This window comes from Variovorax sp. WDL1 (assembly GCF_001541225.1).
Classification (GTDB): Bacteria; Pseudomonadota; Gammaproteobacteria; order Burkholderiales; family Burkholderiaceae_C; genus Variovorax.
The window spans coordinates 103,111-126,261 of the sequence record NZ_LMTS01000163.1 but is presented as its reverse complement, the minus strand read 5'-3'; the positions used below and the strand labels follow the sequence as shown (position 1 = coordinate 126,261).

Genomic DNA, 23,151 nt, shown 5'->3' with positions numbered 1-23,151 from the left:
CCGGCGAGCCGCTGGTGGCGCTGGCGGCGGCCAGGCTCGGCTCGACGAGGTTGATCGACAACCTGGAAATCGACTCCTGAATTCCTGATGAGCGACGGCGTCCCGGTTCAGGCCGCCGGCGGGTCGAGCTCCGCGTCGATCCAGCCCCGCAGGCTGTTCACGAAGGCCAGCGCCTCCACCCGCGGCAGGTCCTGCAGGCGCACCACCGACTCCGCCATCCGGCCTTCGCGCAGCCAGCGCTCCCGGCCGACCCCGCCCAGCAGGCCGCAGGCCAGCGGCGGCGTTACCCAGCTGCCACCGATCAGCAAGGCGACGTTGCCGCGCGTGCATTCGGTCAGCTCGCCGCGCAGGTTCCAAAGCAGGGTGTCGAACACGCCCGCACGCGTGGGTGCGAAGGCCTCGTAATGCGAGCGGCGTGTAGTCTTGAAACGCACGAACTCGCTGCCTGATGCGCCGAAGGCCCGGTCGGCCAGCTGCAGGCGCACGCGCTGCGGCGCGGCGCTCTGCGCGTCGGCCTGCACCTGCACGCGGCCGCCGTGGTCGAGCAGAAGGCGCACGCGCCAGTGGCCCCGCGGATGCGCCTGGCGCAGCGCTTCCAGGCGCTGCGCTGCGGCAAGCTCCTGCCAGGGGTAGCCGAAGTGCCCTGCCGCGGCGGCCATGCGTGCGAGGTGCGCCGGCGCATCGCGCAGGCGGCCGTCTTCCAGCGCGAGCGTCTCCAGCAGTTCGAAGGGCGTGCTGGCGCGATCGAGGAAGGCGCGCTTGTGCTGCCATTCCAGCCATTCGCCGTCCGGCTGCGATTCGGCGACGACGCCGCTGCCGATGCCGCAACGGGCCACCCCACCGCGCAGCGTGACGGTGCGGATCGGCACGTTGAAGGTGGCATCGCCGCCCGGCCGGACCACGCCCACGGCGCCGCAGTAGACGCCCCGGGGCCCGGGCTCCAGCGCGCGGATCATGCGCATGGCACCGACCTTGGGGGCGCCCGTCACCGATCCGCACGGGAAGAGCGCCGCGAACACGTCGGCCAGCGTGCAGCCCGGCCGCGTCCGCGCCTCGATGTCGGAGGTCATCTGCCAAACGGTCGGCAAAGCCTCGGCATGGAACAGCCGGGGCACGCGCACCGAGAACGGCTCGGCGAGGCGCGACATGTCGTTGCGCAGCAGATCGACGATCATGACGTTCTCGGCGCGCTCCTTGGCCGATCGGCGCAGGCGGGCCGCAGCCTCGGCATCTTCCTGCGCGGTTGCGCCGCGCGCGGCCGTGCCCTTCATGGGGCGCGCGAGCAGCCGGCCGGCTCGCCAGTCGAAGAACAACTCGGGCGACGCCGACAGGACTTGCTCCTCGCCATCGTCGATGAAGGCCGCGTAGCCGCCGGGCTGCGCACGCTGCAGGGCAGCAAACAGGGCGCGCGCCGCGGCATGCGGGCCCGCACCCGCAGCCACGTCGAGACGGCCGCGCAACATCGAGGTGTAGTTCACCTGGTAGAGATCACCGGCAGCGATGGCCTCGCGCAGCCGGGCCAGCGCGAGGTCGAACTCGCGCCGGGACAGCGTCTCGTCCCACGTCAACGCCGGCTGGGCCGCATCGTGATCGTCTCCGGGCCAGGGCAGCGCCCTCTCGTGGATACCGAACCAGGCGAGCGGTCCGTCTGGATCGTGCACCGCCAGTGCCGGATCGAAAGCGCAGGCGGCCTCGTAGCGCAGGTAGCCCACGCACCAGCGGCCGTGCCGGGCCTGCGCCTGCACTGCGTCCAGCAAGGGCCGGACCTCGGCCGCCGTGCGCGCCTGCAGGATCTCGCGCGGCACTCCGAAGGCATGCCGCAGCCGCGGCGCATCGCGCGTTTCGCCGGGAGAAGAAAAGTCGATGAGCGCGGAGACGGGCGCCATCAGGCCGCGCCGATACCGGTGACCAGGCTGCCCGCCGGAAGCCCCTTCTTGAGGCCGGCTGTGAAGGCCAGCATGCGATCGATCGGCACGCGCGCACGCAAGCCCAGCGCGGCGTCGACGTGCACCTCGCCCTCGCCTGTCTCCAGCACGCGCGCCAGGCCGGCCAGCCCGTTCATCGCCATCCACGGGCAGTGCGCGCAGCTCTTGCAGGTGGCGCCGTTGCCGGCGGTGGGCGCCTCGATGAAGGTCTTGCCGGGGTTGAGCGTGCGCAGCTTGTGCAGGAGGCCGGTGTCGGTGGCGACGATGAATTCGCGCGCATCCATGCGCTGCGCGGCGGCGAGGATGCCAGAGGTGGAGCCCACGGCGTCGGCCAGCGCAATCACCGGAGCCGGCGACTCGGGATGCACCAGCACCTTCGCGCCTGGATGGGCCTCGATCAGCAGTTCGAGCTCGAGGGCCTTGAACTCGTCATGCACGATGCAGGCGCCGTCCCAGCTCAGCATGTCGGCGCCGGTCTCGCGCCGGATGTAGTCGCCCAGGTGCCGGTCGGGGGCCCACAGGATCTTGCGGCCTTGTGCGTGCAGGGCACCCACCACGTCGAGCGCACAGCTGGAGGTGACCAGCCAGTCGGCACGCGCCTTCACGGCTGCGCTGGTGTTGGCATAGACGACCACCGTGCGGTCGGGGTGTTGGTCGCAGAAGGCGCTGAAGGCTTCGGCCGGACAACCCAGGTCCAGCGAGCAGGTGGCGTCCGGGTCGGGCATCAGCACGCGCTTCTCGGGCGAGAGGATCTTCGCCGTCTCGCCCATGAAGCGCACGCCGGAGACCACGAGGGTCCGCGCCGGATGGTCGCGGCCGAAGCGCGCCATCTCGAGCGAATCGCTGACGATGCCGCCGGTCTCCTCGGCCAGGTCCTGCAGGTCGGGATGCACGTAGTAGTGCGAGACCATCACCGCATTGCGCTCGCGCAGGAGACGGCGGATGCGGGACTTGAGCGCCTCGCGCTCGTCCGGCGAGGGCTCGGCCGGCACGCGCGCCCAGGCGTGGCGCGTGTCGCAGGCGGCACCGGAAACCGGCTGCTCGTAGTCGACGCTGATGACTGCTGATGTCATGGATCACGCTTCCTGGAAACGCATCGAGAAATCGATCGCCTTGATGTCCTTGGTCAGGGCACCGATGGAGATGCGGTCCACGCCGGTCTCGGCCAGGCCGCGCACGCTGTCCAGCGTGACGCCGCCCGAGATCTCCAGCACGGCGCGGGTGCTTGCGGCCGCAGCGTTTCGGCGCACGGCCTCGCGCAGGGTCGGCAGGTCCATGTTGTCCAGCAGGATCATGCGGGCGCCCTGGGCCAGCGCCTCGTCGAGCTGGTCCAGGGTCTCCACCTCGATCTCGACGAACCTGGCCCGGCGACCTGCTTCACCGGCGGCCCGCAGCGCAGCGCCGACGCCGCCGGCGGCAGCGATGTGGTTCTCCTTGATGAGGATGGCGTCGTAGAGGCCGATGCGGTGGTTGGTGCCGCCGCCGGCACGCACGGCGTACTTCTGCGCCAGGCGCAGGCCCGGCAGGGTCTTGCGGGTGTCGACGATCACGGCGCGCGTACCGCGCACCGCCTCCACGTAGGCGGCCGTGCGCGTCGCCACTGCGCTGAGCAGTTGCAGGAAGTTGAGCGCGGTGCGCTCGGCAGTCAGCAAGGCGCGGGCGTCGCCCTCGATCTCCAGCACCACCTGGTCGGCCGCGCAGCGTGCGCCTTCCGCGCCATGCCAGGCGATCCGCGCCTGCGGATCGAGCTGCCGCACGACGGCCTCCACCCAGGGCGCGCCACACAGCACGGCGGGCTCGCGCAGCAGCACGCGCGCAACGGCACGTGTGCCGGCGGGCACCAGGGCGGCGGTGAGGTCGCCGTCGCCGGCATCCTCGCGCAGGGCGCGCGCGCCATCGGCAGCGGCCAGCTCGGCAATCCGGGCCGGGGAAAAGTCGAAGAAGCTGTCGTCCATATCGTGTTGTTCTGTCCGTCTTCGAGCGGAAGCCGGCTTCAGGGCGCTTCTACGCCGGGCTCGCGGCTCATCAGTTCCGTGACCGCCTCGGCGGGCCGCACGCGACCGTCGAGCAGGGCCACCACGCTCTCCGCGATCGGCATCTCGACGCCGAGGTGGCGCGCGCGCTGAACCACGGTGCGCGCGCAGTAGACGCCCTCGGCCACATGGCCGAGCGAGTCCACGGCCTGCGCCAGCGTCTGCCCCTGGGCCAGGAGCAGGCCGACCTTGCGGTTGCGAGAAAGGTCGCCGGTGGCGGTCAGCACCAGGTCGCCCAGGCCCGAAAGCCCCATGAAGGTGTCGGGCCGTGCGCCAAGGGCCACGCCCAGGCGCGTCATCTCGGCGAGGCCGCGGGTGATCAGGGCCGCGCGTGCATTGAGGCCGAGAGCCAGGCCGTCGGCCAGGCCGGTGGCGATCGCCAGCACGTTCTTCACGGCGCCGCCGACCTCGACCCCCACGATGTCCTCATTGGCGTAGACACGCAGGCTCGGACCGTGGAAGGCACCGACCAGCGCCTCACGCAGACCGGGATGGGCGCTGGCGGCGACCAGCGCGGTGGGCCGGCCCTGCGCGACCTCCTGGGCAAAGCTGGGACCGCTGAGCACGCCGGCCACCAGGCCGGGCGCCACCTGGGCCTGGATCTCGTGGGCCAGCAGGCCGTCGGCACCGGCCAGGGCGGGCTCCACGCCCTTGCACAGCCAGGCCACCGGGCAGGCCGCATCGCGCAGCAGCAGGAGCTGCTCGCGCAGGGCGGCCATGGGAGTGGCGATGATCGCCAGATCCGCATCGGCGACCGCGGCGGGAACGGTGCCGCTGCGCAAGGCAAGGGACGGCGGAAGCGGGATGCCGGGCAGGTAGCGCGCGTTCTCGCGCGCCGCCATCATGGCCTGCACCTGGGCCGCGTCGCGCGCCCAGAGGCTGACCGCATGGCGGCCGGCCGCATTGACCGCCAGCGCCGTTCCCCAGGCGCCGGCGCCGAGCACGCAGATCTTCATCGGCGGCTGCGCAACGTGCCGAGGTCTTACTGCGTGATGATCGGCGAGGCCTGGCCGGCCGCCTGGGCCTGCTGCTGCTCGAACATGGCCTGGAAGTTGATTTCGGCCAGGTGAACCGGCGGGAAGCCGCCGCGCTGGATCACGTCGGCCACGTTGCCGCGGAGGTAGGGGTAGACGATCTGCGGGCACGCAATGCCGAGGATCGGGCCCATCTGCTCTTCGGGCAGGTTGCGGATCTCGAAGATGCCGGCCTGCTTGGCCTCGACCAGGAACACGGTGCGGTCCTGGATCTTGGTCTGCACGGTGGCGGAGACGGTGATCTCGAAGATGCCGTCGGTCACCGGCTGGGCATCGACGCCGAGCTGGATGTCGACCGTGGGCTGCTCCTGCTCCAGCAGGATGGCCGGCGAGTTCGGCTGCTCGAGCGACAGGTCTTTCAGGTAGACGCGCTGGATCTGGAAGACGGGGTCTTGGGCTTGCTGGTCGGCCATGGCAGAACTTTCGAAGGTCAAAACAACGCCCGCCGGGGGAAAAGATGTCCCGACGGCGGGCTGGCGTGTTTGGATGGGTGGGAAAAGGGCGATTATCGCCCCGCGGCGTCAGTCGCCCTGCAGCAGCGGCACCAGCGCGCCGCGGCTGTCGAGCGCGATCAGGTCGTCGCAGCCGCCGACATGCGTGTCGCCGATGAAAATCTGCGGGACGGTGCGCCGCTGGGTGATGTTCATCATCGTGATCCGGGCTTGCGGATCGCTGTCGATGCGGATTTCCTCGATCTGTTCGACGCCCTTGGCTTTGAGAATCTGCTTCGCGCGAATGCAATAAGGGCAGACGGCGGTGGTGTACATCTTGACGGCTTGCATCGTGCTCATGTGGGTGGGAAGTTCAGGCCTTTTCGACCGGCAGGTTAGCCTCTTTCCAGGATTTCAGCCCGCCGGCCACCGCTTGGGCTTGCTCGTAACCGAGTTTCTTGGCGATGGCCACGGCACGCTGGGCCCGCGCTCCGGTGGCGCACACCAGCAGCAGGGGCACCGTCTTGTTCTTGACCGCGGCAGCGAGCTTTTCCTCGAGCTGGTTGAGCGGCACGTTCTTGGCGCCGGTCATGTGGCCGGCGGCGAATTCCTCCGGCTCGCGCACATCGACCACCACGGCGCGCTCGCGGTTGATCAGCTGCACCGCGCCCTGCGCCGTCAGTGATCCGGAGGTGGCTCCACGCAGCAGCGGCCAGGCCAGCATGCTGCCGGAGCTGAGCGCAATCAGGATCAACATCCAGTTGTCGACGATGAATTTCACGGTGTTCTCTTGAGTGGCAAACCGCGGATTTTAGAATGTCGGGTTTTGGCAAGCGTTCCCAAAGGCCTCCCCCATGCACAAACTGGTACTGATCCGCCACGGCGAATCGACCTGGAATCTCGAAAACCGCTTCACCGGCTGGACCGATGTCGACCTCACTCCACTCGGCATCGAGCAGGCCAAGCAGTCTGGCCGGCTGCTGAAGGCCGAGGGGTATGACTTCGACGTCGCCTACACCAGCGTGCTCAAGCGCGCCACCCGCACGCTGTGGCACACGCTCGACGAGCTGGACCGCACCTGGCTGCCGGTGGTGCATTCGTGGCGCCTCAACGAGCGCCACTACGGGGCGCTTCAGGGCCTCAACAAGGCCGAGACGGCCAAGAAGTACGGAGACGAGCAGGTGCTGATCTGGCGCCGCAGCTACAGCGTGCCCCCGCCGGCGCTCGACCCCGGCGATCCGCGCAGCGAGCGCGGCGATCCGCGCTACGCCAAGCTCGCACCCGAACAGGTGCCGCTGACCGAATGCCTGAAGGACACGGTGGCGCGCGTGCTGCCCTTCTGGAACGAATCGATGGCGCCGGCGATCCGCGCCGGCCGGCGGCTGGTGGTGGCAGCGCACGGCAACTCGATCCGCGCGCTGGTCAAATACCTGGACGGCATCTCCGACGACGACATCGTCGGACTCAACATTCCGAATGGCATTCCGCTGGTCTACGAACTCGACGACGAGCTCAAGCCGCTGCGGCACTACTACCTCGGCGATGCGGCAGCCGCCGAGAAGGCTGCAGCGGCCATCGCCGCACAAGGCAAAGCCCGAGCCTGAAAATCTGCTGCGGCGCCATCGGGTACGCGGAACCACGGCAGACAACTTGCTTCCAAGCTGTGTATATTGGTTTGACAGGCGACAAGGATATTTAAATGGGGCAGAAACTCAAGATCACGGGCTGGGTCGCAGCCGGCGCCTTTGCAGGCGCGCTGACCACGGTCTCGTTGCAAACAGTTGCACGAGGTTCGCTGGCCCCACTGCCGCTGGAAGAACTGCAGCAGCTCGCAGCCGTGTTCGGGATGGTGAAGAGCGATTACGTCGAGCAGGTCGACGAGAAGAAGCTCATCTCGGACGCGATCTCCGGCATGGTCGCCGGGCTCGACCCGCATTCGCAGTACTTCGACAAGAAGTCCTTCAAGGAATTTCGAGAGGGCACCACCGGCCGCTTCGTCGGCGTGGGCATCGAGATCTCGCAGGAAGACGGCCTGATCAAGGTGGTGTCGCCGATCGAGGGCTCGCCCGCCTTCCGCGCCGGCCTCAAGCCCAACGACATGATCACCCGCATCGACGACACGGCGGTGCGCGGGCTCTCGCTCAACGAGGCGGTCAAGCGCATGCGCGGCGAGGCCAACACCAAGGTGCTGCTGACGATCTTCCGCAAGGATGAGAACCGCACCTTCCCGGTGACCATCACGCGCGAGGAGATCCGTACGCAGTCGGTGCGAGGCAAGGTGATGGAGCCGGGCTACGGCTGGATCCGCCTGTCGCAGTTCCAGGAGCGCACGGTCGACGACTTCGTCAAGAAGGTCGAGGAGATCTACAAGCAGGAGCCCAACCTCAAGGGCCTGGTGCTTGACCTGCGCAACGACCCGGGCGGCCTGCTCGACGCGGCGGTGGCCATCTCGGCTGCGTTCCTGCCCGAGAACGTCACGGTGGTATCCACCGACGGCCAGTTGCCCGAGAGCAAGTCGGTCTACAAGGCCGCGCCCGAGTACTACCAGCGCCGCGCGGGCAGCGACCCGCTGCGCAACCTCCCGCCCTCGCTCAAGACGGTACCGCTGGTGGTGCTGGTGAACGAAGGTTCGGCTTCCGCCAGCGAGATCGTGGCGGGTGCGCTTCAGGACCACAAGCGCGCGATCATCATGGGCAGCCAGACCTTCGGCAAGGGCTCGGTGCAGACGGTGCGCCCGCTCGGCCCGGACACCGGCCTCAAGATCACGACGGCGCGCTACTACACGCCCAGCGGCACCTCGATCCAGGCCAAGGGCATCGTGCCCAACGTGCTGGTCGATGAGAGCGCCGAAGGCAGTCCCTTCGCGGCGCTGCGCATGCGCGAGGCCGACCTTGAGAAGCATCTGGCGAGCGGCCAGGGCCCCGAGGCCAAGGACCCCGAGCGGGAGAAGGCCCGCGACGAAGCGCGCAAGCGCCTCGAGGAGGAAGCCAAGAAGCCGCCGCAGGACCGCAAGGTGCCCGAGTTCGGCAACGAGAAGGACTTCCCGCTGATGCAGGCGCTGAACCGGCTGAAGGGCCAGCCCGTGCTCGTGAGCAAGACGCAGGTGATCGTCGAGAACAAGGAAGAAAAGAAGGAAAACTGATCCGGCACGCCAGCTCCCGTCGGGGGAGCGCCGGCATCGGCCCGCGCGGCGCATGGAAGACCAGGACCTGCTGCGCTATTCGCGCCACATCCTCCTCGAGGAATTCGGCATCGACGGCCAGGGACGCGTCAGCGCCGGTCACGCGCTGGTGATCGGCGCCGGCGGACTGGGCTCGCCGGTAGCGCTCTATCTCGCGGCGGCCGGCGTCGGCCACATAACGCTGGTCGACGACGACGAGGTCGACCTCACCAACCTCCAGCGCCAGATCGCCCACAGCACTGCCCGCGTCGGCCAGGCAAAGGTCGAGTCGGCGGCCGCGGCGATGCGGGACATCAATCCGGAGATCCGCATCGAGACCCACGTGCAGCGCGCCGACGAGGCCCTGCTGCATCGGCTGGTGGCAGCGGCCGACGTCGTCATCGACTGCAGCGACAACTTCTCCACCCGGCAGGCCGTGAACCGCGCGTGCGTGGCTCACGCCAGGCCACTGGTGGCCGGCGCGGCGATCCGTTTCGACGGCCAGCTGAGCGTGTACGACACGCGCGATGCCGCCTCGCCCTGCTACGCCTGTCTGTTTCCCCCCGATGCACATTTCGAGGAAACGCGCTGCGCAGTGCTGGGGGTGTTTGCGCCGGTGGTCGGCACCATCGGGATGCTGGAAGCGCACGAAGCGCTGAAACTGCTCGCTGGCATCGGCCCCTCGCTGGCGGGCAGCCTGCTGATGTTCGACGGACGCCGCACGGCCTTCGACACATTGCGCGTCGCGCGCGATCCGGCTTGCAGCGTCTGCGCCCACCGGCCGGCGGCGACCTGATCGCCACCGCGCAACCTCTTCGCGACTGTTACTGCTTCCTGGCCTTGGCTGCGCCGGCCGCCGCCTCGCCCGCACCAGGCCGCTTGGCTTGGGCCAGGACACCCTGGCAGTCCGCATCCGCGCCCGGCCCGGTCTCGACGGTAGCGGCAAGCGCGAGCAAGGGGTTGAGGGCTCCCAGCACGATGGCCGCAGCGCCGCGCGTGGCCAGCGATCCAGCCTCCAGACCGGCGCTGGGCGAGGCAAACGTGCCGCCAATGATCAGCGGCGTGCGCAGGGACAGGATGCTCCTGTCCTTCGGCTGGGGCCTCACCACGAAGTCCAGCGTCTCCTTTGACAGGTTGATCTGGCCGCTCGCGTTGAACAGGGTGTCCTCCGTATCAAGCACGACGCTGCGGCTCACCATGGTGCCCTTTTCGACGTCGAAGGCCATTGCGGCACAGCGCAGCACCACGTTCTCGTCGCCGCGCAGAAGAAACTTGATGATCTCGCCGCCATCCAGCCCCATGAACTCCAGCAGCAGGTTGCTGAACTCCCCGCGACCCGTCAGCGCGGCAACGTCGCCGGAAGCATTGCCCAGCCAGCTCGCCACCGAGTTGCCGCGCCCGGAAAGATTGATCCGCCCATCGAGCTTGCCGAAACTGGTGCGCATGGTTTCGACCTTGGGAATCAGCCGGCTGAGTTGCATCCTGCGCACGTCCAGCGCCGCCCGGATGTCGGCCGGGTTCTGCGCGCCGTCGATGCGCACGGCACCGGCAAGCGACCCGCCGGCCACTCCCAGGTTGAGCGGATCGAGCGTCAGCACGCCGTCCCGCAGCTTCACTTGCACGCTGCCCTTGTCCAGCGGCAGCTCACGGACGTTCCTGATCCGGTCGGCCGTGTACTTCACCTCGGCGTTCATGGCGCGCAGCCGCTCGAAGTCCAGCGTGGCGGTGGGCAGCACCTTGCGGCCGGGATCGCGCCGCGCACGCTTGACCTCGGTGATGCTCGGCGGCGGTGCCAGGCCCTCGATGGCCTTGGCCGAGCGCTCGGTGGGCGGCAGGCCGATCAGCGGGCCGAGGTCGTCCATGTCCATCACGCGCGAGCGCAGGGCACCGGACAGGAAGGGGACCTTGTTCGACTGGTCGAACTTCATGTCGCCCCCGATGTCGGAGAGGCCCAGCTTGCCCTGGAGACCCGCCGCCTCCCATAGCTTGGCGCGCTTGCGCAGCTCGCCGCTCAACGCATAGGGCGAGGTCTGCGGCAATGCGATCCCGAGCAAGCCGTACAGGTCGCCCAGGTTCTGGCCCTTGAGCTCGAAACGGGCATCGACGCCGTCCAGGTTTGCCAGCTCCGCCACCGTGCCCTTCGCCTTCAGGCGCGTGTGGCCAGCGGCCGCATCGATCTCCAGCGGGAACGGAGGCTGGCCGGCCGCGTTGAGCTGCAATACGTTGCCGGTCCGCCCCTCAGCCGTCAGCGGCTGTCGCTGGTAGCGCCCCTTGATGCGAAAGTCGAGCGGCAGCTCCCCGCGACTGCTGTCGTAACTGAAGTCGGCGCCCAGATCGACCCCGAGGTGTGCGGCCAGGAAGTCGAGCGTGCCCCGGTCGACCTCCAGAAGGCCGATCACCGGGACGGTGCCTTCGTCCGCGGTGTCCTTGCCCAGGGCCCAGGTGCGCCGGCCGTCCTCTTCCATCTGCAGGCCCAGCGCGGGCGAGGCCAGAAAAATGCGTGGAATCACAACCCGCTTCGACAGCAGCGGCCACAGCCGGATGTCGAAGGTCGCGCGCTCCGCCCGGACCAAGTAGGGCTCCCGCGCCCATGGGGGGTTGGCAAACTCGATGCCGTCGAGTTTGACGGTGGCCGCGCGCCACCCCAGATCGACATCCAGGCGGCGAGTGATCTCGAACTTGCGGCCTGTCTGCTCGCTGACATAGCGATTGACCGGCCCGCGCAGCGCATCCCACGGAAACAGGGCCAGCAGCAGCAGCAGCGCCGCCAACAGCCCCAGCACCACCGCGCCGACCCTCATCCAGATCGACAGACGCGGCTTGGGGGCGGGCGACGCGGTCACGGCACGGTCGTCTTCTGATCCGGCGTCGAGGTGATGGAGGCGGGAGAGGCGAGGAAGCCCAGGGCAGTGGTGCCCACGGTAGCGGCCGCGGTGGCGGCCTCGACCACCTTCAACTCTGCGCTCGCGGGTTCCCCGAGAGCAACGACTGCGGCGGCGGCCAGGGTCAACAGGCTGATGGCCCCGTAGTTCCACATCATCTTCATCTTGGCACCTCGGCGACGGAACTCGAAGCTGCGGCAGGAGCGCCGCAACTCTATCCCCCTGAAGGGTAAGGAGCGCCGCCCTGCGCGAGGGTCGGCATCCGACCGCAGCGGTTGTGAGGCTCGGCCTACGGGCAGTCAGACCACAGAACTCGTAAGAACGCGCCTACATCCGCACGGCGCCGCAGGCGGCATGATCCGGCTCAGTCATTCGTAGCAACATTTACAAACTAGCTTTCATCGCGGTCATCCGCTAAGGTCGCGGAGTTTCATTCCAGGCAGACACGCGGTTCTCCATGGACCTCAGATTGAAAACCTACATCGTCGAAGACAACGTCACGATCCGCGAGAACCTCGTCGGCACTCTGGAAGAGCTCACGTGCATTTCGGCAGTCGGCTTCGCCGAAACCGAGGCAGAGGCTGTCCGCTGGCTTGCGGAGAACAGCGAGCACTGGGAACTGGCCATCGTCGACCTGTTTCTCAAGCAGGGCAGTGGTCTCGGCGTGCTGCAGGCTGTCAGCACGCGCCGGCCCGATCAGAAGATCGTGGTGCTCAGCAACTACGCCACGCCCGACATCCGCAAGCGGTGCGCCCAGTTCGGGGTGGATGCGGTCTTCGACAAGTCGAACGAGATCGATGCGCTCATCGACTTCTGCATCGAGCAGGCCTCGGCGCTGCGGCAGACCTCGGGTTCGAGCTGAAGCCACGCAACCCGATTGCGCTCATGGCCCCGCCCATGCGGCGCCCCCGTTCCGCTAAGGGCGCCTTCCGCGCTTCAATCGATCAGCTTGTTCTTCAGCGCGTAATACGTGAGGTCGCTGTTGGAGGAGAGGTTCATCTTTTCCATGAGCCTCGTGCGATAGGTGCTGACTGTCTTGACCGAGAGCGACAGGGTCTTGGCGATGTCACCCGCCGTCTCTCCCTTGGCCAGCTTGAGGAAGACCTGGAACTCGCGTTCAGACAGCTGCTCGTGCGGGGCCGCGTCGTCCTTGCGGTCGAGCTGCCGCGCCAGCAGTTCGGCCACGGCGGGCGTGATGTAGCGGCGGCCCAGCGAGATGGTGCGAATGGCGTTCACGATTTCCATCGGATCGCATTCCTTGTTGAGGTAGCCGCTCGCGCCCTGCCGGATCAGGTTCATCGCGTAGTGCTCCTCGGGGTAGCCGCTGAGGATGAGGATGCCGACGTCCGGAGCCTTGGCGCGGATCATTGCCAGCGCGTCGATGCCGCTCTGCCCGGGCATCGAAAGGTCCATCACCAGCACGTCGAGCTCCGTGGTGCGCACGAGCTCGATCGCCTCGCGCCCGCTCGCTGCCTCCCCGACCACGCGCAGATCGACGTGCTCCGAGAAGAACTGGCGCAGGCCGGAGCGCACGATGGCATGGTCATCCACAATTCCGATTTTGATCATCTGATACCTTCTTTGTCGTGTCGCGGCCTTTTGCGTCGCTGCAAACTGCCCCCTGGTTCACGTCGATTATTCCTGAATTTGAACTGCTCGCGTCCCGCGGAGACCCCATGCGCTGGTTAGCTTTCCCCAAGATGGCCGCCGGCCTCACGCTCGCGATGCTCGCGGCGCTTGCGCTCGTGGGCATCAACGAGGCAGGCTACCGGCAATCCACGAAGGCGCTGACCGAGGTCAGCGAGGCGCAGCGCGTTCGACTCGCGCTCAATCTTCTGCTGCAGAGCATTGTCGATGCCGAAACGGGTCAGCGAGGCTATTTGTTGACCGGAGAGGCACGCTATCGCGAACCTTATGACAGCGCCGTCAAGAAGGTCGATGGCCAACTGGCCGCGCTCCAGTCGCTCTACGCCCATCGCCCTGCCGAAACTGCGCGGCTGGCCGAGCTCACCAAGCATGTCTCGCGCAAGCTCGCCGAGATCGACATGAGCGTACGGCTGCGGCGGGAGGGCAACGACGATGCCTGGAAATTCGTGATCACCACCGATGTCGGCCGCGAGGAGATGGAAGCCATCCGGCAGCAGACCGCCGAGCTGACAGCGCTCAGCAACGAAGCCCTGATGCGGGGGCAGGCACAGATCGCGAGGTCGCTGCGCTTCGCCCGCATCGGCATCGGGCTGGTGGCGCTGGCGGGGCTGGCGGCCTTCTATCTCTACCTGCGCCAGACGCATGCCCTGCGCTCGGCCGGCGAGCGCCAGCAGGAAGCCTTGCAGCGCGAGCGCAACGCGCTGGAGGACGAGGTGCGCGAGCGGACTGCGACGCTCGCCGAGCTCGCCACCCATCTCCAGGAGGTGCGCGAGACCGAGCGCGGCTTCCTGGCCCGCGAGCTGCACGACGAACTGGGTTCCCTGCTGACCGCTGCCAAGCTCGACGTCGCACGGTTGAAGTCCCGCCTGGTCGATTCGCCGGAAGCGATACAGCGGTTGCAGCACATGAACGAACTGCTCAACAGCGGCATCGCTCTCAAACGCCGGATCATCGAGGACCTGAGACCGTCCTCGCTCGCCAACCTCGGCCTGATTGCCTCGCTGGAGATCCTGGGGCGCGAGTTCGCCGAGCGCTCCGGCGTCGAGGTCGAGATGGTGCTCGAGCCGGTGTCACTCGACGAAGCCAACCAGCTCACCGTCTATCGGATGGTGCAGGAAAGCCTGACCAACATCGGCAAGTACGCGCATGCGACCGAAGCCAGCATCGTGATGAAGAACTACGGCAACCATGTCGTGGTGGAGGTGAGCGACAACGGCAAGGGCTTCGACCTCCAGGCCACCCGCGCGTCCTCCCACGGCCTGGCAGGCATGCAGCATCGCGTCCAGACGGCCAAGGGCAAGCTGACCATATCGTCGATCCCGGGCCAAGGGACGCGCCTGAGCGCCAGCCTGCCCACCGCCGCCGCGGCCGCCCCTTCCACGGCCAGTCAGCTGGCCTGAGCGCAGTCCTCGCATCCGCAGGGTGCCTTTCGGCCCTCTCCTACGCCCCCAGGCCTCGGCTGCTGACAGGGTCTTTATGGGCCCTCGTTTAACTTTCGCTCCATGCTCTCGCCAACGCGAAGAGCCGTGATCCACAACAACGAGACGAGCTCGCGAAAGGAGTCCAGCATGTTGTACTACGCAGTCGTGTTCCTGGTCATTGCGCTGATCGCCGCGGTCTTCGGTTTCGGTGGCATCGCGGCCAGCGCGGTGGGTATCGCCAAGATCCTCTTCGTCATCTTCATCGTGCTGGCGCTCGCCAGTTTCATCGCGGGCTTGATGCGACGATGACTGCGTCGTTACGATGAGCAGGCTCTCGCAATTTTTCTCCCGGAAGGACTTTTCTCATGAGCACGATCAAGACCCCGTCGCAGGTTGCTGAAGAGGCACGTCAAGCTGCCAGCGACGCCCTCGACACCACCCGCGCCTATGCCCAGAACGCGGTGAATGCTGCAGGCGAGAAGGTTCGCGACCTGCGCCGCGAGGCCGAACCCACGGTCGAGCAGCTCGCGGCCCGCGTGCAGCAAGCCGTGCAGCGCGGCCTGGATGCCGCCTCGACGACCAGCGCCCGCGCCCAGCGCCGCCTGGAACAGGCGGCTGACGTTACAGGCCGCTACATTGCGGATCAGCCAGTGCGCTCGGTGCTCGTTGCAGCCGCAGCCGGCGCCGTCATCACCGCGCTGATCGTGCTCGCCAGCCGCCGCAGCCGGGACGACTATTGACCTGAAGCCGCCCCGTCGCCTGCCGCACCATGTTCCATCCCATTTTTTCCTCGGTGCTCAGGCGCCCCGAGCTGTTCGCCGAACATGCCTCGAACTACGCGGCGCTGCTCAGGCTGGAGGCTGCAGAAGCCAGCAAGGGCCTGATAGCGCGGGTCGTTGCCGGTGTCCTGGCAGCGGTCGCGGGCATGCTGGCCCTTGGGCTGACGGGGACGGCCATCATGCTGGGAGTGGTCCAGGGTGGGTTTCATTGGGTGCTGGTCGCTGTTCCCGGCGTGTCGGCGGCCATCGCGCTGATCGCCGGCTACGTGGCCGCGCGCCCCATCGAATTCCACGGCTTCAACGAGTTGCGCGCACAGGTGGATGCCGATATCCATGCCCTCCGTGCTGCGGGAGACGCCAATGCCCGCTGAGCCAGAGAGCCTGACGCCGCAGCAGCGCCTCGCCATTTCGCGCCGTGCGCTGGTCGCGCAGCTGCAGGGACGCGAACAGCCCGCATACGACAGAGAGCCGGTTGATGAAGCAACTGCGCATGAAACGCGGCGCGAAACGATCATCGATCGCGTGGCGTGGGCTTCGGTGGCACGCAACGTGGTGCAGCGCTGGTGGCGCCGCCATCCGGCCAACGCGGCCGGACAGCTCGCCCGCCCCCTGATCGAACGCTATGCGCGCGAACAGCCGGTCAAGCTCATCGCCGCCGCGGCGGGGACCGGGGCGCTGGTCGTGCTGATCAGGCCCTGGCGCCTGTTGTCCATCACGGCAGTGCTCGCCGCAGTGCTCAAGACATCCGACGTGGCCGATCTCGTGACCACGCTGATGCACAAGAACCCGAATAGCCCCCCACAAAAGGATTCCCCATGACGAACGCAACAGCCGAGAAACCCCAGCGCCTGGTGCTGGACCAGGCCAAGATCGACGCCGCCTCCCAAAACCTCGACGACGGTGCGGTGACGCCTGGGTATGGGCCGTGGCGCGACGACCTCGTGCAACTGCTCAACGAAGCCCTGGCGACCGAGCTGGTTTGCGTATTGCGCTACAAGCGTCACTACTTCACCGCGAGCGGTCAGGCCTCACCGGCAATTGCCGACGAGTTCCTGGTTCACGCGAACGAAGAGTCTGCCCACGCGGACAAGATTGCGGAGCGCATCGTGCAGCTGGGTGGCGATCCGGACTTCAACCCGCAGACGCTGCGCGAGCGCAGCCACGCCCAGTACGACGAATCCAAGGACCTGCAGGCCATGGTGCGCGCCAACCTGGTGGCCGAGCGCATCGCCATCGAGACTTACCGGCAGATGATCTCGCTGCTCGGCGACAAGGACCCCACCACCCGTCGCATGCTGGAGGAGATCCTCGCCGACGAGGAAGAGCATGCCGACGAGCTGAAGGACTGGCTCGGCCACTGAGACGGCGTGCGAAGCGCGTGCCAGCAAAAAAAGCCCGGCGGTGCCGGGCTTTTTTGCTGGCCTGCCCATGGGGCCTACATCGTCTTGACCTGCAGCTGGTTGTCGACCGCGCCGACACCCTTCACCGCCTTGGCGATCTCCGTCGCGCGGATCTTGGCCGCTGCATTGGGCGCCGGCCCCTTCAGCATGACAGTTCCGCCCTTGGTGTCGACGTCGATCCTCGTCGCGTTCAGGTCGGGATCCTTCGCCAAGCCGGCCGACACGGCGGCGGTAATCGCTGCGTCGTCGACGGTGGCGGCCACCGAGGCGCTTGCTGTCCTGGCCGCGTCGGCGGCTTCCTGGGTCTCTCGCTTGATCGTGGATTCGGCCGACGCGCTCGACGACTCGGCCTTCTGCACGGCTTCCCGGGCCAGGCGTTCGGCCTTCGCCTTCGCCTCGTCTCCTGCCTGCTCGGTCTTGGCGATGGCAGAATCCAGCTTCTCGCCTGCCGTCTGGTTGCCGCCCTTGTCGCAGGCGGCGAGCACAAGGACACCACCCGCCAGCAGCAGTGCCAGCCGGTTGCGATCGGAAATGGGTGTGATCATGACAAGCTCCTTGGATGAGCGGTCCGTTCGGACCACGCGCCAGCGTAGCGAGGGGGCACCAAAGTCGGCCACGGCACCATCCTTGAGGTCCTGTAGGACTTCAGGCGGTGAGGATCCAGCCTTCCAGCGGGTCCATGGCCACCGGCAGCCCGTAGCCCGGGCCGGCGCTCATCCGGCGGGCCGCGCCCCAAGCGGCCTGCACAAGGCAAAGCGCCGCATCAAGGGAGTCGCCACGCGCGTCGGCCAGCAACTGGGCGCGCTCGTCACCGCCCAGCTCCAGCCTGAGGCCCAGGCGCGTGGCGCCGCCTTCGAGCGCAGCGAGCAGTTCGGCGCGCGCTTCGCTCCGCTGCGCGGTCTGGAAGGCGGCATCGTCGCTCTTGTAGCTGCGTCGGCCGATCAGCTCTCGCGCCAGCAGGCCCGGGTAACCCTCCAAAGCGATGCGCTTGGCCGCGCTGGCCGGCGCATGCAGGCCCGGCAGGGCCGCACCGGCCTCCAGCAGTCGCGGCACGCCGGCATGCAGCATGAAGGCGACGGGCGGGTTGACCCATTTCATCGAAGGGCTGGAGCCGGCCGGCGCGTCGGTCGCGCGGTGTGCGAACTTGCCGCCGGCGGGGCGCGCTGCGCAGAAGGCGGCAAAAGTCTCGCGGATCAGGGCCCGATCCAGGCTCGTAAAGTGCGCGATGAGTGCCCGCCATTGCATTGGCCAGCCGAGATGCGTGACCAGTTCACGCGGCAGGCCGAAAGGAAAGTCGAAAGCTCCGATCCAGGCAGGCTGGTCGGCCAACCACCCGCGCCAGGCTTCCAGCGAGGCGAAGCGCTCGAGCCGCCGCAAGGCCACGCCATCCGGGGTGGCGTAGCCAAGGGCCAGCACGATGGGCTTGCGCGCGCTCGGCGCGCTGGAGAAATCGCAGCCCAGCAGCGGGGCGGGCACCGCGGAGAGGCCCCTCAGTGGCGGCCGACGATGGCTGCAGTTGCCATCAGCTCTTCCAGCAGCGCGAGCGAAACCTTGCCCGAGACCGAATACGGGTCCAGCTCCGGTTTTTCAGAGTACTTGAGCAGGGTCGAGACGTTGAGCTTGGACAGGTTGACCTGTCCCATCGTCCAACCGCCGAAGCGGCGTTCCGAGATTTCCTCGTAGTGCAGCAGCACCACGTCCTTGTGCCGCGGGTCTCGCTGGATGTGGCCATAGAGCTCGCTGATGGCGGTCCGTCCCCCCTCGATGGCCTGCAGGAACACCCCGCCGCCATAGCAAAGGATGCCTGTGATGCCGCAGGCGGGGTTGTGGGAGCGCGATTGCGCAAGGATGGCCTCCACTGCCCCGGGGCTGGTGTCGACGGCACGGCTGACATAGAGCAGGCGTACGAGCATGGCATTCAACTCCGGCGCGGGATCAGCGCGAGGAATTCGCGCCGCAGGTTGGAATCCTTGAGGAAGACGCCGCGCATCACGGAGTTGATCATCTTGCTGTCCATCTCCTTGACGCCGCGCCACTGCATGCAGAAATGCTCGGCCTCCATCACCAGCGCCAGCCCGTCCGGCTGGGTGCGCTCCTGGATCAGGTCGGCCAGCTGGACCACGGCCTCTTCCTGGATCTGGGGCCGGCTCATGACCCACTCGGCCAGCCGCGCGTACTTCGACAGGCCGATGACATTGGTCTTCTCGTTCGGCATCACACCGATCCAGAGCTTGCCGATGATCGGGCAGAAGTGGTGCGAGCAGGCGCTGCGCACCGTGATGGGGCCGACGATCATGAGCTCGTTCAGATGCTCGGCGTTGGGGAACTCGGTGAGCGAAGGCGGGGCCACGTAGCGGCCCTTGAATACCTCGTTCAGGTACATCTTGGCGACGCGGCGCGCGGTGTTCCCGGTGTTGTGATCGTTATCGAGGTCGATCACCAGGGCCTCGAGCACGTCCTTCATCTTGTGCTCGACCTCGTCGAGCAGGCTCTCGAGCTCGCCGGGTTCGATGAACTCGGCGATATTGTCGTTGGCATGGAAGCGCTGGCGCGCGGCGAGCAGGCGCTCGCGGATCTTCACGGAGACAGGCGTGCCCTCATCCCCGGCGTCCGGCTCGGGGCGCTCGGCGGTATCGATTTTCCTTAGCATCAGCGCATCCTAACAGCGAATGAACTCCAGCGAATATCCCTGCAGCGCGCTTCCTGCCTGATCCTAAAGCTATTGTTTTGATAGCACAAAGTCCGCGACCAGCGGCAGATGATCGGACATTCGGGCCCAGATCGGCCCGCGCGGCACGGTGGTCGCCACCGCCTCGACCTGCCGGCCGTAGATGAAGTCGAGCTGCGTCACCGGCAGCCGCGAGGGATAGGTCAGCGTGCGCGGCCCGCGCAGGTCGCTGGTGTCGCGCAGGCCCATGGCGTTCATCGCGTAGCGCATGCGTGCACCCCAGTCGTTGAAGTCGCCGGCCACCACCAGGGCCTCGCCCGGCGGAATCTCGCGGTCGATGAACTCGCGCAGCAAGCCGACCTGGCGCACCCGGCTGCCCCGGATCAGCCCCAGGTGCACCACGATCGCATGCACCGGCTGGCCTTCGACCTCGATCGCCACATGCAGCAGGCCGCGCTGCTCGAATCGGTGGTCGGAAATGTCCTGGTGGGTCTTGCGCAGCACCGGCCAGCGCGTCAGGAGCGCGTTGCCATGTTCGCCATGCCGCGTGATGGCATTGGTCTCGTAGATCGCGGTGTAGCCCTCGGGGGCCAGAAAGTCGGCTTGCGGCAGCTCGGGCCAGTGCCGGAACCGGGAGGCGGCCTGGCGGTTCATCTTGCGCACTTCCTGCAGGCAGACGATGTCGGCGTCCAACTGCTCGATGGCATGGCCGAGGTTGTGGATCTCGAGCCGCCGCGTCGGTCCGATACCTTGCACCCCCTTGTGGATGTTGTAGGTGGCGACGCGGAGGTTGCTGCCGCTCGGGGTGCTGCTCGGCGGATTCATTGCGCAAATTTTGGCAGCAGCAGGATCGCTTCTGCGTTCGAAGGGGAAAAACAGGCATCGGCCGCCTCGCGGTAGGGCAACCAGCGCCAAGCCGTGTGCTCGCGCGGGTCCAGCCGCGGGCTCAGGCGCTCGGGCACGCACAGGCCGAACAGGTGCTCGGTGTTGTGAGTGACGCCGGGCGCGTAGCGGGCACGCCAGCGCGGGTAGATCTCGTACACGTTCTGGAGCTGCCAGTCGCACAGGCTGCAGCCCAGTGCGCTGCCTTCACGGCAGTCGATGCCGGTCTCCTCCGCGACTTCGCGCGCCGCCGTCAGCGCCAGGGGCTCTTCTTCCGTGTCCTTGCTGCCGGTGACGGACTGCCAGAAATCCTGCGCGTCCGCCCGCCGGATCAGCAGCACCTCGAGCGCCGGTGTGTGAATCACGACCAGCACCGATTCGGGAATCTTCCAGGGCCGCCCGCTCATGCTTGCGCCCCCTTCACTCTCAAGCGGCCGGCTGGGGGTTGCGCAAGCGGATGTGCAGCTCGCGCAGCTGCTTCTCGTCGACCGGACTCGGCGCCTGCGTCAGCAGGTCCTGGGCGCGCTGGGTCTTGGGGAAGGCAATCACGTCGCGGATGGACTCGGCGCCCGTCATCAGCATGACCAGCCGATCGAGGCCGATCGCGATGCCGCCATGGGGCGGCGCACCGTACTGCAGCGCATCCAGAAGGAAGCCGAACTTGTTCTGCGCATCCTCAGGGCTGATCTTGAGGGCCCGGAAGACCTTGCTCTGCACCTCCTCGCGGTGAATACGCACAGAGCCGCCGCCCATCTCGATGCCGTTGAGCACCATGTCGTAGGCCTTGGCAATGCACTTCTCGGGAGCGGTGTCCATGAGATCCTCGTGGCCGTCCTTGGGCGAGGTGAACGGGTGGTGCACGGCCGACCAGCGCTGGCCGTCCTCGTCGAACTCGAACATCGGGAAGTCGACCACCCACAAAGGCGCCCAGCGCTCCTCGAACAGGGCGTTCTTTCGGCCGAAGGCGCTGTGGCCGATCTTCACGCGCAGCGCGCCGATGGCGTCGTTGACGATCTTCTCCTTGTCGGCGCCGAAGAACAGGATGTCGCCGTTGCGTGCGCCGGTGCGCGCGATGATCTCGGCCAGCGAAGCGTCGTTGAGGTTCTTCACGATCGGGCTCTGCAGGCCCTCGCGCCCCTGGGCCGCGTCGTTGACCTTGATATAGGCCAGGCCCTTGGCGCCGTAGATCTTGACGAACTCCGTGTAGGCATCGATGTCGCCGCGCGAGAGGCCGCCCTCGGCGCCGCCGCCGGGCACGCGCAGCGCGACCACGCGGCCGCCAGTCATGCCGGCCGCCTGCGCGAAGACCTTGAACTCGACATTGCGCATCACGTCGGTCAGCTCGGTGAACTCCAGTTTCACGCGCAGGTCGGGCTTGTCGGAGCCGTACTTGAACATCGCGTCTGCATAGCTCATGACCGGGAAGGGCGGCAGCTCGACCTGCGCCGCGCCGCGGAACACCTTGCGGATCATGCCTTCGAACATTTCGCGGATCTCCTCTTCGGCCATGAAGGAGGTCTCGATGTCGATCTGCGTGAACTCGGGCTGGCGGTCGGCGCGCAGGTCCTCGTCGCGGAAGCACTTGACGATCTGGTAGTAGCGGTCGAAGCCGGACACCATCAGCAGCTGCTTGAAGAGCTGGGGCGACTGCGGCAACGCGAAGAAGCTGCCGTCGTGCACGCGGCTGGGCACCAGGTAGTCGCGAGCGCCCTCGGGCGTCGATTTGCCGAGCATCGGCGTCTCGATGTCGATGAAGCCGTTGGCGTCGAGGAACTTTCGCACCTCCATCGTGACCTTGTAGCGCAGCATCATGTTGCGCTGCATGGCCGGACGGCGCAGGTCCAGCACGCGATGCGTGAGACGGGTGGTCTCGGACAGGTTGTCGTCATCGAGCTGGAAGGGCGGCGTCACCGAGGGGTTGATCACCTTCAGCTCGTGGCTGAGCACCTCGATCTTGCCGCTCTTGAGGTTCTCGTTGATCGTGCCCTCGGGGCGCGCGCGCACCAGGCCCGTGACCTGCACGCAAAACTCGTTGCGCAGGCCTTCCGCGGTGGCGAAGGTGGCGGCGCGGTCGGGGTCGCACACCACCTGGACATAGCCTTCGCGGTCGCGCAGGTCGATGAAGATCACGCCACCATGATCGCGGCGGCGATTGACCCAGCCGGACAGGGTGACGGTTTGGCCCAGCAGGGCTTCGGTCACGAGACCGCAATAGTGTGTACGCATGGCCATAGTGGATTCCGGCGCCGTGGGGGCGCGTGTTCTATCTGTTCGCGATGGTCGCGGGGCCGCCGGGAACGACCACGCCCATCGACACGATGTACTTGAGCGCGTCGTCCACGCTCATCCTGAGTTCGATGCAGTCGCTGCGCTTGAGCATCACGAAGTAGCCGCCCGTCGGGTTGGGCGTGGTGGGCACGTAGACGCTCAGGTAGTCGCCGCCGCCCAGTACCGAAAGCACCTCGCCGCCTGGAGCGCCGGTCACGAAGGCGATGGTCCAGACGCCGTCGCGCGGCCACTGGACCAGCACCGCGGTTCGGAAGGCATTGCCGTTCTCGGAGAACAGCGTGTCCGACACCTGCTTGACGCTGGAATAGATCGAGCGCACAACCGGGATGCGGCGCACCACCGCGTCGCCCCAGCCCAGCAGGCGCTTGCCGATGAAGTTGCTGGCTGTCGCGCCCACGACCAGCAGGATCGCCAGCGTCAGCAGCACGCCCAGCCCGCGCACCTTGCGCGCGGTGAGCCACTGCTGCCAGTGCTCGGGCAGGAGCCACAGCGTCTGATCCAGCGTGCCGATGATCCAGTTCAGCACGCCCAGCGTGATGACCAACGGCACGATGACCAACAGGCCGGACAGCAACCATTTGCGCAGGGCGAGCATGTGGC

The 23,151-nt window shown here is 67.4% G+C and carries 29 protein-coding genes; 11 read left to right on the top strand and 18 right to left on the bottom strand.

Annotated elements, in window-relative coordinates:
- On the top strand, window positions 1-80 hold an 80-nt coding region (locus APY03_RS45385; protein WP_269747400.1), incomplete at its 5' end, for a hypothetical protein.
- 27 nt (window positions 81-107) lie between these two features.
- Here APY03_RS45385 and pabB read toward each other — a convergent pair.
- From pabB to APY03_RS22255, 7 genes are all read right to left on the bottom strand, one after another.
- A complete protein-coding gene (gene pabB / locus APY03_RS22285) occupies window positions 108-1,886 on the bottom strand; it encodes an aminodeoxychorismate synthase component I (RefSeq protein WP_068680125.1) in 1,779 nt (592 codons plus the stop codon).
- Window positions 1,886-2,998 (bottom strand): quinolinate synthase NadA, encoded by a 1,113-nt coding sequence (gene nadA / locus APY03_RS22280; protein WP_068680123.1) that lies wholly within the window; start codon window positions 2,996-2,998, stop codon window positions 1,886-1,888. The genes pabB and nadA overlap by 1 nt, the downstream gene beginning before the upstream one ends.
- A gap of 3 nt (window positions 2,999-3,001) precedes the next feature.
- Complete coding sequence (nadC, locus tag APY03_RS22275; protein WP_068680121.1) at window positions 3,002-3,880, bottom strand: carboxylating nicotinate-nucleotide diphosphorylase; 879 nt, start codon at window positions 3,878-3,880, stop codon at window positions 3,002-3,004.
- A gap of 38 nt (window positions 3,881-3,918) precedes the next feature.
- Window positions 3,919-4,914, bottom strand: coding sequence for an NAD(P)H-dependent glycerol-3-phosphate dehydrogenase (locus APY03_RS22270; RefSeq protein ID WP_068680119.1), 996 nt, complete (start codon window positions 4,912-4,914; stop codon window positions 3,919-3,921).
- Between the two features lie 26 nt (window positions 4,915-4,940).
- Entirely contained in the window at window positions 4,941-5,405 is a 465-nt protein-coding gene (gene secB, locus APY03_RS22265; RefSeq protein WP_068680343.1) for a protein-export chaperone SecB, read from the bottom strand.
- A gap of 108 nt (window positions 5,406-5,513) precedes the next feature.
- Entirely contained in the window at window positions 5,514-5,774 is a 261-nt protein-coding gene (grxC, locus tag APY03_RS22260) for a glutaredoxin 3 (RefSeq protein WP_068680342.1), read from the bottom strand.
- Window positions 5,775-5,796: 22 nt separating this feature from the next.
- The gene (locus tag APY03_RS22255; RefSeq protein WP_068680117.1) at window positions 5,797-6,204 is read right to left on the bottom strand and encodes a rhodanese-like domain-containing protein; all 408 of its coding nucleotides are present in this window, start codon (window positions 6,202-6,204) and stop codon (window positions 5,797-5,799) included.
- A 73-nt stretch (window positions 6,205-6,277) separates the two neighbouring features.
- On the opposite strand from APY03_RS22255, the gene gpmA reads away from it, so the two are divergent.
- The 3 genes from gpmA (at window position 6,278) to APY03_RS22240 (ending at window position 9,379) form a co-directional block, all read left to right on the top strand.
- Complete coding sequence (gene gpmA, locus APY03_RS22250) at window positions 6,278-7,027, top strand: 2,3-diphosphoglycerate-dependent phosphoglycerate mutase (protein WP_068680114.1); 750 nt, start codon at window positions 6,278-6,280, stop codon at window positions 7,025-7,027.
- Window positions 7,028-7,122: 95 nt separating this feature from the next.
- Window positions 7,123-8,565 carry a S41 family peptidase gene (locus tag APY03_RS22245; protein ID WP_068680113.1) on the top strand — a complete coding sequence of 481 codons (1,443 nt, stop codon included), beginning with the start codon at window positions 7,123-7,125 and terminating at the stop codon, window positions 8,563-8,565.
- A gap of 52 nt (window positions 8,566-8,617) precedes the next feature.
- Complete coding sequence (locus APY03_RS22240) at window positions 8,618-9,379, top strand: HesA/MoeB/ThiF family protein (protein WP_068680111.1); 762 nt, start codon at window positions 8,618-8,620, stop codon at window positions 9,377-9,379.
- A gap of 28 nt (window positions 9,380-9,407) precedes the next feature.
- Here APY03_RS22240 and APY03_RS22235 read toward each other — a convergent pair whose 3' ends face one another.
- Complete coding sequence (locus tag APY03_RS22235; protein ID WP_068680341.1) at window positions 9,408-11,384, bottom strand: AsmA family protein; 1,977 nt, start codon at window positions 11,382-11,384, stop codon at window positions 9,408-9,410.
- A gap of 38 nt (window positions 11,385-11,422) precedes the next feature.
- Window positions 11,423-11,629, bottom strand: coding sequence for a hypothetical protein (locus tag APY03_RS22230; protein WP_102906103.1), 207 nt, complete (start codon window positions 11,627-11,629; stop codon window positions 11,423-11,425).
- A 293-nt stretch (window positions 11,630-11,922) separates the two neighbouring features.
- Here APY03_RS22230 and APY03_RS22225 point away from each other — a divergent pair, with 293 nt between their 5' ends.
- A complete protein-coding gene (locus APY03_RS22225; protein WP_068680107.1) occupies window positions 11,923-12,327 on the top strand; it encodes a response regulator in 405 nt (134 codons plus the stop codon).
- 74 nt (window positions 12,328-12,401) lie between these two features.
- Here the strand turns inward: APY03_RS22225 and APY03_RS22220 are convergent, their stop codons facing one another.
- Window positions 12,402-13,034 (bottom strand): response regulator, encoded by a 633-nt coding sequence (locus APY03_RS22220; RefSeq protein ID WP_068680104.1) that lies wholly within the window; start codon window positions 13,032-13,034, stop codon window positions 12,402-12,404.
- Between the two features lie 107 nt (window positions 13,035-13,141).
- Here APY03_RS22220 and APY03_RS22215 point away from each other — a divergent pair, with 107 nt between their 5' ends.
- From APY03_RS22215 to APY03_RS22195, 6 genes are all read left to right on the top strand, one after another.
- Window positions 13,142-14,512, top strand: a complete 1,371-nt coding sequence (locus APY03_RS22215; protein WP_068680102.1) for a CHASE3 domain-containing protein — start codon at window positions 13,142-13,144, stop codon at window positions 14,510-14,512.
- Between the two features lie 168 nt (window positions 14,513-14,680).
- On the top strand, window positions 14,681-14,842 hold the full coding sequence (locus APY03_RS40470) for a DUF1328 domain-containing protein (RefSeq protein WP_083944504.1): 162 nt from the start codon (window positions 14,681-14,683) through the stop codon (window positions 14,840-14,842).
- Between the two features lie 56 nt (window positions 14,843-14,898).
- Window positions 14,899-15,273, top strand: coding sequence for a hypothetical protein (locus tag APY03_RS22210; RefSeq protein ID WP_068680101.1), 375 nt, complete (start codon window positions 14,899-14,901; stop codon window positions 15,271-15,273).
- 29 nt (window positions 15,274-15,302) lie between these two features.
- Window positions 15,303-15,683, top strand: coding sequence for a hypothetical protein (locus tag APY03_RS22205; protein ID WP_068680100.1), 381 nt, complete (start codon window positions 15,303-15,305; stop codon window positions 15,681-15,683).
- On the top strand, window positions 15,646-16,131 hold the full coding sequence (locus APY03_RS22200) for a hypothetical protein (RefSeq protein WP_232081236.1): 486 nt from the start codon (window positions 15,646-15,648) through the stop codon (window positions 16,129-16,131). Before APY03_RS22205 ends, APY03_RS22200 begins: the two co-directional genes overlap by 38 nt.
- Window positions 16,128-16,673 carry a ferritin-like domain-containing protein gene (locus APY03_RS22195; RefSeq protein ID WP_068680098.1) on the top strand — a complete coding sequence of 182 codons (546 nt, stop codon included), beginning with the start codon at window positions 16,128-16,130 and terminating at the stop codon, window positions 16,671-16,673. Before APY03_RS22200 ends, APY03_RS22195 begins: the two co-directional genes overlap by 4 nt.
- A 74-nt stretch (window positions 16,674-16,747) precedes the next feature.
- On the opposite strand, the gene APY03_RS22190 is transcribed toward APY03_RS22195, so the two are convergent.
- From APY03_RS22190 to APY03_RS22155, 8 genes are all read right to left on the bottom strand, one after another.
- A complete protein-coding gene (locus tag APY03_RS22190) occupies window positions 16,748-17,257 on the bottom strand; it encodes a BON domain-containing protein (protein WP_068680097.1) in 510 nt (169 codons plus the stop codon).
- A gap of 100 nt (window positions 17,258-17,357) precedes the next feature.
- Complete coding sequence (locus tag APY03_RS22185; protein WP_068680096.1) at window positions 17,358-18,188, bottom strand: DUF429 domain-containing protein; 831 nt, start codon at window positions 18,186-18,188, stop codon at window positions 17,358-17,360.
- A 14-nt stretch (window positions 18,189-18,202) separates the two neighbouring features.
- The gene (locus APY03_RS22180; RefSeq protein WP_068680094.1) at window positions 18,203-18,625 is read right to left on the bottom strand and encodes a BLUF domain-containing protein; all 423 of its coding nucleotides are present in this window, start codon (window positions 18,623-18,625) and stop codon (window positions 18,203-18,205) included.
- Between the two features lie 5 nt (window positions 18,626-18,630).
- Entirely contained in the window at window positions 18,631-19,362 is a 732-nt protein-coding gene (gene folE, locus APY03_RS22175) for a GTP cyclohydrolase I (protein ID WP_068680092.1), read from the bottom strand.
- 69 nt (window positions 19,363-19,431) lie between these two features.
- Complete coding sequence (locus APY03_RS22170; protein WP_068680090.1) at window positions 19,432-20,205, bottom strand: endonuclease/exonuclease/phosphatase family protein; 774 nt, start codon at window positions 20,203-20,205, stop codon at window positions 19,432-19,434.
- Entirely contained in the window at window positions 20,202-20,669 is a 468-nt protein-coding gene (gene nudB / locus APY03_RS22165; protein WP_068680088.1) for a dihydroneopterin triphosphate diphosphatase, read from the bottom strand. The genes APY03_RS22170 and nudB overlap by 4 nt, the downstream gene beginning before the upstream one ends.
- Window positions 20,670-20,688: 19 nt before the next feature.
- On the bottom strand, window positions 20,689-22,494 hold the full coding sequence (gene aspS / locus APY03_RS22160; protein WP_068680086.1) for an aspartate--tRNA ligase: 1,806 nt from the start codon (window positions 22,492-22,494) through the stop codon (window positions 20,689-20,691).
- 31 nt (window positions 22,495-22,525) lie between these two features.
- Entirely contained in the window at window positions 22,526-23,146 is a 621-nt protein-coding gene (locus tag APY03_RS22155; protein WP_068680084.1) for a DUF502 domain-containing protein, read from the bottom strand.
- Window positions 23,147-23,151 lie beyond the last annotated feature (5 nt).

Bases quoted from the DNA above. Each gene is read 5' to 3' on its own strand.
- pabB (WP_068680125.1), bottom strand. From the start codon at position 1,886: ATGGCGCCCGTCTCCGCGCTCATCGACTTTTCTTCTCCCGGCGAAACG.
- nadA (WP_068680123.1), bottom strand. From the start codon at position 2,998: ATGACATCAGCAGTCATCAGCGTCGACTACGAGCAGCCGGTTTCCGGT.
- nadC (WP_068680121.1), bottom strand. From the start codon at position 3,880: ATGGACGACAGCTTCTTCGACTTTTCCCCGGCCCGGATTGCCGAGCTG.
- APY03_RS22270 (WP_068680119.1), bottom strand. From the start codon at position 4,914: ATGAAGATCTGCGTGCTCGGCGCCGGCGCCTGGGGAACGGCGCTGGCG.
- secB (WP_068680343.1), bottom strand. From the start codon at position 5,405: ATGGCCGACCAGCAAGCCCAAGACCCCGTCTTCCAGATCCAGCGCGTC.
- grxC (WP_068680342.1), bottom strand. From the start codon at position 5,774: ATGCAAGCCGTCAAGATGTACACCACCGCCGTCTGCCCTTATTGCATT.
- gpmA (WP_068680114.1), top strand. From the start codon at position 6,278: ATGCACAAACTGGTACTGATCCGCCACGGCGAATCGACCTGGAATCTC.
- APY03_RS22245 (WP_068680113.1), top strand. From the start codon at position 7,123: ATGGGGCAGAAACTCAAGATCACGGGCTGGGTCGCAGCCGGCGCCTTT.
- APY03_RS22240 (WP_068680111.1), top strand. From the start codon at position 8,618: ATGGAAGACCAGGACCTGCTGCGCTATTCGCGCCACATCCTCCTCGAG.
- APY03_RS22235 (WP_068680341.1), bottom strand. From the start codon at position 11,384: ATGAGGGTCGGCGCGGTGGTGCTGGGGCTGTTGGCGGCGCTGCTGCTG.
- APY03_RS22230 (WP_102906103.1), bottom strand. From the start codon at position 11,629: ATGAAGATGATGTGGAACTACGGGGCCATCAGCCTGTTGACCCTGGCC.
- APY03_RS22225 (WP_068680107.1), top strand. From the start codon at position 11,923: ATGGACCTCAGATTGAAAACCTACATCGTCGAAGACAACGTCACGATC.
- APY03_RS22220 (WP_068680104.1), bottom strand. From the start codon at position 13,034: ATGATCAAAATCGGAATTGTGGATGACCATGCCATCGTGCGCTCCGGC.
- APY03_RS22215 (WP_068680102.1), top strand. From the start codon at position 13,142: ATGCGCTGGTTAGCTTTCCCCAAGATGGCCGCCGGCCTCACGCTCGCG.
- APY03_RS40470 (WP_083944504.1), top strand. From the start codon at position 14,681: ATGTTGTACTACGCAGTCGTGTTCCTGGTCATTGCGCTGATCGCCGCG.
- APY03_RS22210 (WP_068680101.1), top strand. From the start codon at position 14,899: ATGAGCACGATCAAGACCCCGTCGCAGGTTGCTGAAGAGGCACGTCAA.
- APY03_RS22205 (WP_068680100.1), top strand. From the start codon at position 15,303: ATGTTCCATCCCATTTTTTCCTCGGTGCTCAGGCGCCCCGAGCTGTTC.
- APY03_RS22200 (WP_232081236.1), top strand. From the start codon at position 15,646: ATGCCCTCCGTGCTGCGGGAGACGCCAATGCCCGCTGAGCCAGAGAGC.
- APY03_RS22195 (WP_068680098.1), top strand. From the start codon at position 16,128: ATGACGAACGCAACAGCCGAGAAACCCCAGCGCCTGGTGCTGGACCAG.
- APY03_RS22190 (WP_068680097.1), bottom strand. From the start codon at position 17,257: ATGATCACACCCATTTCCGATCGCAACCGGCTGGCACTGCTGCTGGCG.
- APY03_RS22180 (WP_068680094.1), bottom strand. From the start codon at position 18,625: ATGCTCGTACGCCTGCTCTATGTCAGCCGTGCCGTCGACACCAGCCCC.
- folE (WP_068680092.1), bottom strand. From the start codon at position 19,362: ATGCTAAGGAAAATCGATACCGCCGAGCGCCCCGAGCCGGACGCCGGG.
- APY03_RS22170 (WP_068680090.1), bottom strand. From the start codon at position 20,205: ATGAATCCGCCGAGCAGCACCCCGAGCGGCAGCAACCTCCGCGTCGCC.
- nudB (WP_068680088.1), bottom strand. From the start codon at position 20,669: ATGAGCGGGCGGCCCTGGAAGATTCCCGAATCGGTGCTGGTCGTGATT.
- aspS (WP_068680086.1), bottom strand. From the start codon at position 22,494: ATGGCCATGCGTACACACTATTGCGGTCTCGTGACCGAAGCCCTGCTG.
- APY03_RS22155 (WP_068680084.1), bottom strand. From the start codon at position 23,146: ATGCTCGCCCTGCGCAAATGGTTGCTGTCCGGCCTGTTGGTCATCGTG.